This is a genomic window from Enterococcus sp. AZ095a (assembly GCF_050546735.1).
Taxonomy (GTDB): Bacteria; Bacillota; Bacilli; order Lactobacillales; family Enterococcaceae; genus Enterococcus_D; species Enterococcus_D entomosocium.
This window is the reverse complement of record NZ_CP172953.1, coordinates 2,278,152-2,289,156: the sequence shown is the minus strand read 5'-3', so window position 1 is coordinate 2,289,156 and position 11,005 is coordinate 2,278,152. Positions and strand designations below refer to the sequence as shown.

The 11,005-nt window shown below is 42.9% G+C and carries 6 protein-coding genes; all 6 read left to right on the top strand.

All coding sequences use genetic code 11. The features are described 5' to 3' along the window. Positions 1-18: 18 nt before the first annotated feature. The 6 genes from IGJ26_RS10590 to IGJ26_RS10565 all read left to right on the top strand — a co-directional run bounded on the left by IGJ26_RS10590 (position 19) and on the right by IGJ26_RS10565 (position 10,956). Complete coding sequence (locus tag IGJ26_RS10590) at positions 19-1,488, top strand: adhesive domain-containing protein (protein WP_194199539.1); 1,470 nt, start codon at positions 19-21, stop codon at positions 1,486-1,488. 14 nt (positions 1,489-1,502) lie between these two features. Beyond that, complete coding sequence (locus IGJ26_RS10585; protein ID WP_016620539.1) at positions 1,503-1,811, top strand: hypothetical protein; 309 nt, start codon at positions 1,503-1,505, stop codon at positions 1,809-1,811. Continuing rightward, the gene (locus IGJ26_RS10580) at positions 1,808-2,455 is read left to right on the top strand and encodes a WxL domain-containing protein (protein WP_005235021.1); all 648 of its coding nucleotides are present in this window, start codon (positions 1,808-1,810) and stop codon (positions 2,453-2,455) included. Before IGJ26_RS10585 ends, IGJ26_RS10580 begins: the two co-directional genes overlap by 4 nt. Positions 2,456-2,566: 111 nt before the next feature. Next, positions 2,567-3,610, top strand: coding sequence for a DUF916 and DUF3324 domain-containing protein (locus IGJ26_RS10575; RefSeq protein WP_005235023.1), 1,044 nt, complete (start codon positions 2,567-2,569; stop codon positions 3,608-3,610). A gap of 658 nt (positions 3,611-4,268) precedes the next feature. Then, the gene (locus tag IGJ26_RS10570) at positions 4,269-4,997 is read left to right on the top strand and encodes a LytTR family DNA-binding domain-containing protein (protein WP_005235024.1); all 729 of its coding nucleotides are present in this window, start codon (positions 4,269-4,271) and stop codon (positions 4,995-4,997) included. A 28-nt stretch (positions 4,998-5,025) separates the two neighbouring features. Further along, entirely contained in the window at positions 5,026-10,956 is a 5,931-nt protein-coding gene (locus IGJ26_RS10565; RefSeq protein ID WP_430599603.1) for a bacterial Ig-like domain-containing protein, read from the top strand. Positions 10,957-11,005 lie beyond the last annotated feature (49 nt).

Below are 11,005 nucleotides of genomic sequence, written 5' to 3'. Positions count from 1 at the left end.
GAAAGGGTTAGAAATGGTATGAAAAGCAGAAGGAGGGAAAAACGTCTTTACAAATGGACGATCGGCCAATTAATTCTCTTTTTGACCAGCATCAGTTTCGTCAATTTGTATCTTTTAACAACGACAATAAAAGCCGAAGCAGCAGTGAATGTTTTAGATGTGGAGATTTTAAGCAATTTAACGAGTGCCAATACAAGTGGCACCTCAGTAAGCGTTCCATGGCCAGGCAGCGTGACAAATCGACCAGTGACTTTTTCTATTAAAGGCAACGGCGGGTTGAACGCTTCTGTCAATGTCAGTGGGGAAGATAAATTTGCTTTATTAGCGATCCCAGCAGAATTGAGAACTAGCATTAGTGCCAATGGATCAGCATCGATCAAGACGTCGACCACAGTCAATATTGCCAATGTCCCACTTTTGAATGCGATCTTAACAGCGCTTGATTCCTTGACCAGTTCACTAAATCTCAACCTTGGGATTGTTCAAATCGATTTGACAGCGATCAATCAGCAGATTTCTTTACTAAAGACTGTCGGAAATATTGGGAATGTTGAATTTACCAGTCCGTTGCAGTTTACGACCCAGAAAGAAGCTTTATATGCCAATATGAGTTCGAACCTTGGTGTCGTCTTAGGAACCAATGTCCCGCAAATTCTACGGAATTTAAGTACCGCGATTCAAAATACCCAGATCCGAGTGATCGGCATCGATATTGGCGGCGTCGTGCGCGCATTGCTGCAAGGGTTGCTCAATACTCTGCTTAGCACCGTGAACTCAGCGTTGAATGATTTGACAACTGTCCAAGAACAGCTGGCGGATGCAGCTGTTTTAGGAGCAACGGATGTTCAAATTCCGACGTTACTTTCAGGTCCGGGTCAGTTGACTGCAAATTGGACCGCTAATTTTTCCGCTTCTGTTTTGAAAGCAAAGCCGACGGACATCAATCTCTTGAACTTTAGTGCGCTAAATATCAGCAGTCGCCAAACCATGATTTATTTCATGGTCGAAGCACTGACGATGGATCGGACGAATCTACCGACTCAGCTGAATTTTGGCCGACATGCCATTCAAACGAAAAAGAGTGAGACGTGGCGGGCAACCGCCAACGGCGATCAAAGCGCAGCTGCTACAACTGGGATTTTACGGATCAATGATACCCGCAATCGGCAGAAAAAATGGCAAGTAAAGGTCAGACAATCCACCAATTGGGTCAATGGTACACGCACATTGCCAGCCGCCGAATTAAGGGTTCAGCTTGGCACTGTCAATTCGACCTTTACGGATGGTCGAGTGGTTTTACCTGATAATGCAACGATTGCCCTGCAGCAAAATGTCGAAAAAAATGTGGTGGCGTTGGAAAATGCGGCATCGACTGGTGGACTGACCGTTAATTTTTCCCAGTTCAATTTATTTGTACCTGAGAAAACACCTAAATTTCAAGGTCAGTATCGCGCCACCGTCGTGTGGACCGTTTCCGATACACCTTGAAAAGGAAGAGCAGAATGAAAAAGAATTCCCTTGTGCTGCTTCTGATTTTGATGATCGGCAGTTTCTGCAGTTTCGTTCCATCAGCAGTAGCCAATACGACGACCGGCAACATTGAGTTTTATGAAGGACCAACGGAAACAGCTAGCAGTGATTCAATTGATGAAGAAATTGAACCACCGCCCAGTCAAGAAACGGTCACTAACGTAGAAGAACCACTGCCGCAGCTTGCTGAAACCAATCACTTTTGGCTGCCCTTAATAGGTGGATTCTTCATTAGTCTGACATTGATCATTTGCATCAAAAAAAGGAGGATGGCAAAATGATTTCAAAGAAATCGGTAATAGGCGCATTGGGGGTATTGACCGCCCTTAGTATTGTGACCACGGTGCAAGCGGACGATACGACCGGTGTCGTAGAATATACCTCTGGTGGCATCGTGTTTGACCCGGATAAAGGCGGGAGTGATCCCAATACGCAGCTACCAACGAATTTAGATTTTGGTGCCCATGAGATCCAAACAGAAAATGCCGAAACGTGGGTGGCTACTACGGATGGGACTGGACTACCTGGCGATGGGTCCACGCTGCAAAGAGGGGCAGTTGCAGTCAGTGATAACCGAGGACAGGCGAACTCTTCTTGGGCAATTAAAGTACGGCAAGCAACCCAATTTACGGCAGGAGACAGTACGTTGGACGGTGCGGTATTAACGGTAGATACGGGTACATTGACCAACAACTTAAGTTCGCCGCCAACCGGAACCAGTGATATTGCCAATGGCGAGCTTGATTTTGCGGCGATCAACAATGAATATGCTTTCTTGACCGCCAATGCTGGTGAAGGGATCGGTGAAACGTCGATGCCTCTAGAACAATTTACCCTTTCGATCCCAGCCAATACGGAAAAACAATCGGCAACCTATCAAACGACCCTCGTTTGGACGATCAGCAGTGCTCCGACGACCCCATAGGTTAGTAGTCATTGCTTAACAGTTAGCAGAAAAAAAGCAGCTTGCCTAAGCGGCTGCTTTTTATGCTAGCTGATTTTTCTTTCCTATTTTGTGTAGAAAGGATCTGACAGGATGCATCAGAACAAACTTCGAGGCAAAGGATTTCAGTATTGGGTAGTAAGTATTCTAACGGTCTTATTTTTCATTGGTACTAGTAGTACGGGGGCAGCAGATTCACTTGATACCTTCGATGTTCAGATCAAATTGCCGGAGTCACAGCGGGACAAAGAGTTGATGTACTATGATTTGTTGCTGGAGCCCAAGGCAGAAGAAAAACTAGCAGTCATGGTTTCCAATAAAAGCGAGCAACCAATCAATCTACAGCTATCGTTTAATCGAGCGGTCACGAACATGACTGGCGTCGTTGAGTACTCTGGGGCAAATGAGGAAGCAACGCCTTCTGCTCCGTACGCGATCGAAGAACTCGTTACTTTGAGTGATGAAACACTTTCATTAGCCCCTAATGAACAAAAAGAAATCACCTTGACAGTCCGGATGCCATCTAAATCATTTGATGGGATTTTGGCAGGAGGACTATACGTACAGCAAACCGGCAGTGAAGAATTTCAAGGGAATGTTCAAAACCTATTAGCAAGAGAAGTGGCGGTATTGCTCCGAAATAAAGAGTCAGACATCCCGCCAGCGGTCCGAATTGAAGAAGCCCATTTGGAAGAGATCAACCGCCGCAATGTCATCATCGTAGCGGTGGAAAATGCAGCAGCCGATTATCTCAGTAAAGCCACGCTTGCTTATGAAGTGTTCCATGAAGGAAAAGCAACAGCCATCAAAGGGGAAAAAGAAATCCAATTAGCGCCCAATGCATTAATGAATTACGCACTTCCGCTGGATGGAAAGGAACTGCTATCAGGAGAGTATGAAATAAAAGCGACCCTTAAAGCAGCCGATCAAGAATGGCAGGGAGAGCCGACCTTCCAAGTTGCAAGGCAAGAAGCGCAAGAAAGAAACGAGCAAGATGTCAGTATTGAAGAAACCGCTTCGCCGATCCTTCTCTATCTATCGATTGGTGGTGTTTTATGTTTGATCATCGCTTATCTGATTTGGCATAATCGAAAACTAAAACGAGCATTAAAAAAAACAGATGATAAAACCCCATGAGCACTTGTAAGAAATTCCTTATTAATATAGAAGGAAAAAAAGAAAACAATCAAAATTCACGGGATGCATGTAAATCAAAAGCATAATAAAAGCAGCAAACAGGCCATTTATTGTTCGAAATAAATGGTTTTTTGTCGTGTCCATGAAGATTCGATATGGTAAATTAAGTAGAAAATTTTTTTTGATTGCATCTTGCTGCAGCGAACGATCACTTTTATTTTGATGGAAAATCTTCAGAGGAAACAGTTGATTACCCTTAACCGGACTGCCCAAAGAGAAGGGTAGCTTTTTTTTGCGAAAAAACGAAAAATAAATAACGATTAATATTTAATTTGAACGAAGGTTATTTTTTTGGAAATCATTAGAAAGGTTGGGCAGTAGTCGGTAAGTTTTGGAATTGTTAATTAGTTAAACTACTTAAAAAAACATAAGTTTTTATTGTTGTTTGCGCTTTCTGTCTTATAAATGTGTTAAGAAAGCAGTACGACGGGAACTCCTTTACTATAATAGGTTTAGACCAATTATAAAGTCTTTTCTTACTTTGTTTTTAATTTAAACTACCTTTTTTGCATAAACGTTTCGCTAATTCGTTTGAAAGTGCAAGCAGGCATTTTTAATTAAGAATACAATTAGAAATGATGTGAAAAGGAGAATTAAGATGTCTGCAAATTTGAGCAATTTCGCTGTTTATATAGTAGATGACAACTTTTTTAATGGAAATTTGATGAAAAAAATGATCACTGAAAGTCATGTTCCTTATTCTATGGTGGAGATCATTTCACCGGAAGAACTAGATTCTTTTCTTGAAGGGTACTTAACAGATGTTAACGATTTATTTTTATTTTCCATTGAAATGATGGGCTTTGATCGAAGTTTTCAATTAGCAGGGCGATTGAGGGAGCAGTGCAAAAAGTGTCAAATTGCTTTTTATGGTGCCTATGCGTCCAAAATCGAAATCAAGAAACTGAATCTTATCTGTCCTTTAGGAATCATCGATACAGAAGAAAAGGATGTGGCAATGCAGTTAAGAAATTTGTTAACAGAAGCAATTGAAGTGAAACGATCATTGCTGGGAAAAAAACACTTATTAAAAATTGTTAGTAAACGAGAGTTGATGATCGTTGATGCAGAAGCAATCAACTACATAACAACGATCAAAGGTGAGCGAAACCGAATCGTATTCCATCAAAAGAAATCAGTTGAGTGCATTGAAACTTCGTTAAAGGTCATCAAACAGCTAGATTTGCCTGAGTATTATAAAGTATTCAAATCGTACATTATTAATGCGCGACAAATCAAAATGATTGATCGAACAAACAATGTTCTTTGCTTTTTTAATGGGGAAGAATTAGAAGTTGGAAAAAAAATCCGTAAAGCAATCAGTTAAAACTACATATATTTAATGGAGGAAAAAAATGAAAAAGAGAAATAAACGAATTCGTCATGGCATTGTTGTTACCGCTTTAGGTCTGTCCCAAGTGATCACTCCGGTCATGGCGCTTGCGGAAACCACGGAACAGGAACAGACCATTCGTACTTTAGATAACTCAAATCATCTGCTGGAATCAACCAGCGGCGTTGCCAATGAAACAAACACAAGCGACGCGCAAACAACTGAGACTACTCAAACGGATCGTTCTTCAGAAGAAAGCGGCGAAGCAACCTCCAAGACGGATGCAGCAACAACGAGTCAAAGTGAAACGCCTGCTACAACTTCATCAACGCATACAGCAGATACTACAGATTCGACGCAAACAAGTTCTTCAGAAACTGAATCGAAAGAGGCAAAAGGAGCCGAAAAGAGTTCCCGTGTCAGCACCCGCATCAATGGACAAGAGCTTTTAGAAAAAGGCACATTACTGACGATTGCTGGTGAGGAGTTCAGTCAAACGGAAGAAACGCGGATTTTAAACAATAGTCCGGTGAAACTGAAATTAGACTTTGAAATCAATGACGAAGACTATTTAGCCGGCACCACTGCTGTTTTTGACCTGCCGGAAGGCCTTGGTTTTAGTGATATGCAAGGAACAAATGAAGCAATCAATGCTTCGTGGGCAGTAGATAGTGCCGCCCATCAATTAACGATCACCTTTAACCAATCCGTTCATGATGCCTCGTTTTCGATCGAGTTGACCAGTTATCTTTATTCAGAAGACAAGCCTCAGCTAACCATTGAAATCGGCGATCAAAACCAGACAAGCTACACCATTGATTTGTATGAAGAAGTTGACCCGATTCAATATGTGTCAGAAAAAAATGTCTTTGGGATGCAAGGAATGGTTTATTACAATACCGATCGGACATTATCTGGAACGGAAACTCTTTCACTGCATCTGGTTGAGACGCCGGGTGCTTCCTTCAAAAAAATTGAGACTCAACCGTTAAAAGTCTTCAGCTATGAAGTGGATATCAAAGGAAAGATCAAACCAGAAACACAAACAGCCTTAGTAGAAGGGACGGACTACACGATCACCTCAAATAGTCTTTACAATACTGCTGTTGAAGTCAAACAAATGGACAAGCAAAAGGCCTATGGTGTTTCTTATCAATTCACGATGAGTTTGACCGCGTTGACGGATTATACTTCTTCTTTTTCAAAAGGGTATCCGACGACCGGATTTGGTTCGGTACAGCTAAAACAAACAGCTGCCCAAAACAGAGGGTTTTCCTTCACGGCAGCAACCAGTAAAGATGAAAAAGAAGTCGATTCTAGGTATTATATGGGGGTTGCTTCTGCCAGTTTTATGAATGGCCTTTCTAAAGGAAACTACTATGTATCAATTCATCAAATGCCGACGGAGATGAAAGCAGGTCAACAAATCATTCTTTCGAGTCAAAACGGACAGCCGATCACGGCGAAACAGTTAACAGCAAGAGACGCCTTCTATCAAAATGTGACTTTTACGGATTATTTTTCTGTCGAAAATAATGGGGACAAACTGATTGTGACGGCCACAAAAGACAGCAATCTCACTCTTGGTTCCACGAACATAACCGTACCCTTTGATCAGAAAGATATCATCCTCAATGTCTCGACACCGTTAATTGCTAATAAAGAATTCAAAATCGTTGAAGACAACTACGTCGAACCAATCAGTGTTCTTAATCCCAATAACGCTGAAACTGCTTGGGGAAATTATGATCAAAATGGTGCCTATGCCAGTGACACTTCAGTCAATATCGAAGGCAGCACCTCACAACCGATCGAAAATTTACAAATGTTTATTGAACATCCCGAGTATCTTTCTTTAAGAAAGGTACCAAAAGTCGGCTTCTATTATACTTTAGGAACTGATTATACGATTGAAGAAGTAGCAGGCGGAACGATGGTCACCTTTACGTCGCCCATTACCTATTCTGTTCAATTTGATATTGGCTTCAATTATGTGCCAGATAGTTTAGCACCGACAAAATCAATTCCTAACGATACAATTCCAATCACGATTTCCGCGACAGGACTTGACACGGTTCATACCTCCGTCTATACCGGAAGAAAACTGTATTCTGAACGCACGCTCCAAAGCAGTAAGAATCAGTTTTTAGTCAACGCTCGTCAAGATACCATCAGTGATTTGACTGTTGAGACCCATGTTCCGAAAAATACGGATGTTGTGTTTTCGATCATCGATGTTTCCAATGAACAAGTCAGTGGCATTTATCCACAGTACTGGGATCGTGGTTATTATGATAATCAAGCCATGAAAGAAAGCGATCCGAATTATCCAACGATCACCCATGATGAGGCAACCAACTATTATACCTTTGATTTTGGGACGACTAACCATCGCTACATCATTTCCTATCAGTACGCCAATGGTTGGCAGGAAATGAGTACGATTTATGTACCTGGTTTTGCAAAAGAGCCGCTATCAAATAATCAGCAAGGCTCAACTACCGTTTCGGTTTCCAATACAGCGACGGATATTATTGGGATTACTCAAAATACCGTGAATAATACAAAAAACATGACTCAGGTCAAGGTCACAACAAAAAATATCGATGATGGCTCGAAAAAAGTAGCAAATCCAACGATCCTTCTAAAATCATTGGGAAATACCAATGGTGAAATCGATCTTAGGTCAATCAATGTTTCAAATGTGCCAGACGATAGCTACGAAATCAAAGAAATTGACGGAGACGTACAGCTTGTCTTTTCAAACTATGTTTTAACGAAAAATATCGAAATCAGTTACAACGTCCTTTCACAAAACGCCGGCCAAATCTCAGCTTCAGCAACGATCGTTTCTGATACGATTGATACCTTGTCGGAAGCCAAACGGACGGCTACTTCGACGGTGACTAACCTGCAATTTTCGGCAGGTGATTCAAACGGGATCATTTACAAAACTAGTGCGTCACTTGATGTTTATAATACCGAAGAACCAACTCAGAAAATTGCAGGCGTTACATTGATGCTTTGGAATCAGTTGACTGGAGATGTTATTTCTGTTGTAACGGATGAGAAGGGAGAGTATCAATTAGCTGATATTTATACAGGGACCTATATGCTTTATGTTTCCTACGTCCCAGAAGGTTACGTCATACCACAGGAACTTCAGCTTGGTAAAGAGGTGCAAGTGAACCGGACGGGCAATCATCTTTCTGTCGGCATCACACCAGAAGAAGACTTGTCGACGATCGACGCCAAAGATAGCACGATCTACGTGGGAGATGAATGGCATGCTGAAGACAACTTTGTTTCAGCGACAGACAAGCATGGCAATGCGTTGACCTTCTCGGAAATTACCGTCAACGGTGAGGTCGACACATCTAAAGTCGGCACTTATGAAGTCAAATACATGAATGGCAACGTGAGCGAGACAGCGACGATCACTGTGGTGGCCAACCAAGAAACGGTGGCAGCCAAAGACAGCACGTTATATGTGGGCGATGACTGGACAGCAGCTGATAATTTTCTAGCGGCAACGGATAAAGACGGTAACACAGTGGCAATCACAGAAGTGACCATCACCGGTGAAGTTGACACGGATACACCTGGAGAATACCAAGTGATCTATCGTAACGGCAAAGCCGAAGCAACAGCGACGATCACGGTCTTAGCAGACCAAACTTCGGTTAAAGCCAAAGACAGCACCTTATACATCGGGGACGACTGGCATGCGGTTGATAACTTTGTTTCGGCAACGGACAAAACAGGAGCGAACGTTCCATTTTCAAATGTGACAGTTAGTGGAGCCGTGGATACTTCCAAAGAAGGTCAATATCCAGTAATTTACCAAAATGGCAATCAAAAAGCAGTCGCAACAATTACGGTCGTTACCAACCAAGAAACAGTCGTGGCCAAGGATAGTACACTTTATGTTGGAGATGCATGGGAGCTTGCGGACAACTTTGTTTCAGCAACGGATAAGAATGGGCAACCGTTAAGCTTGGCAGAAGTCACCACCAGTGGTGAAGTGGATACGAAAGTACCAGGAGAATACCAAGTAACCTATCGCAATGGCAAAGCCGAAGCAACTGCCACGATTACCGTGTTAGCGGATCAAACGAGCGTTCAAGCTAAAGACAGTACTTTATATGTCGGTGATGAATGGGAAGCCGCCGACAACTTTGTTTCCGCAACGGACAAAACCGGATCAAACCTACCATTTTCAGGAGTGACGGTTAGTGGGTCAGTCGATACCTCCAAAGCAGGCGAATATCCAGTGGTTTACCAGAATGGCCATGTTAAAGCAACGGCGACGATTACGGTCGTTGCCAACCAAGAAACGGTAGTCGCCAAAGATAGTACGATTTATGAAGGCGATGACTGGCAAGTCGCCGATAACTTTGTGTCGGCAACAGACAAAGACGGTAACGCAGTAAAACTGGCTGATATCACAACGATAGGTACAGTCGACAGCGCCATACCAGGGAAATATGAAGTAATTTATCGCAATGGCAAAGCTGAGGCGAAAGCGACGATCACCGTGTTAGCTGAGCAAACATCAGTTAAAGCCAAAGATAGCACCTTATATGTCGGGGATGACTGGCAAGCAATCGACAACTTTGTCTCAGCCACAGACAAAACCGGAGCAAACCTACCATTTTCAGGAGTGATCGTTAGCGGATCAGTTGATACCAGCAAAGAAGGTCAGTATAAAGTTACTTATAGCAATGAGAAAATGGAAGCTATTGCTACGATTACGGTCGTTGCCAACCAAGAAACGGTAGTCGCCAAAGATAGTACGATTTATGAAGGCGATGACTGGCAAGCCGCCGATAACTTTGTGTCGGCAACAGACAAAGACGGCAACGAAGTAAAACTGGCTGACATCACAACAGTAGGTACAGTCGATAGCGATACACCAGGGAAATACGAAGTGGTTTACCGCAATGGCAAAGCCGAAGCAAAAGCGACGATCACCGTGTTAGCTGATCAAACAAGCATTAAAGCTAAAGACAGTACCCTATACGTCGGCGACGAATGGGAAGCTGCCGATAACTTTGTCTTAGCCACAGACAAAACGGGAGCAAATCTACCGTTTTCAGGAGTGACGGTTAGTGGCACAGTCGATACCTCCAAAGCAGACGAGTACCCAGTGGTTTATCAAAATGGCAATGTAAAAGCAACTGCGATGATTACCGTGGTGGCTGACCAAGAAACGGTAGTTGCCAAAGACAGTACGATTTATGAGGGTGAAGACTGGCAAGCAGCCGATAACTTTGTGTCTGCAACAGATAAAGACGGCAACGAAGTGCAACTGACTGATATCATAACAGTAGGTACAGTTGACAGCACCACACCAGGCAGATACCAAGTAACCTATCGCAATGGCAAAGCCGAAGCCACTGCCACAATCACCGTGTTGGCAGACCAAACGTCTGTGACTGTGAAAGATAGCGTGATTTATGTCGGTGATAACTGGACAGCTGGCGACAATTTTGTCTCCGCTACAGATCGTGATGGTAAGACACTTACGTTGGAGCAACTGTTGGTGGACGGTTCGGTTGATACCAAAAAAACCGGAACCTATCAAGTCACCTATTCAATCGTAACCGATGAAGCAGCAACTCCTAACTTTTTCGCACGCTTATTTGGTACTCGCTCACAAGAAGCAGTCACCGCCACAGCGAAGATCAAAGTCGTTGAAAAAGCAGAAGAACCAGAGGAAAATGATAAGCAGCCAGAGAAAGATGATTCTAATAAAGGGCAAGAAAAACCAACGGATGCAGGGCAGCCTGGTAAACAAAGCAAAGCGACCGCAAAGGACAAGCGGGTGTTACCAAAGACCGGTACAGCCATCACTCAAGGCTATTCGATTGCAGGAGTGAGCCTTATTGCACTAGCGGGGATCGTCTTCTTTCGTAAGAAACACACGAACAAAAGCAGAAAAACAAAATAAGTCTCAATGACTCTAACAGCGGATATCCTTCACGATATCCGCTGTTTTT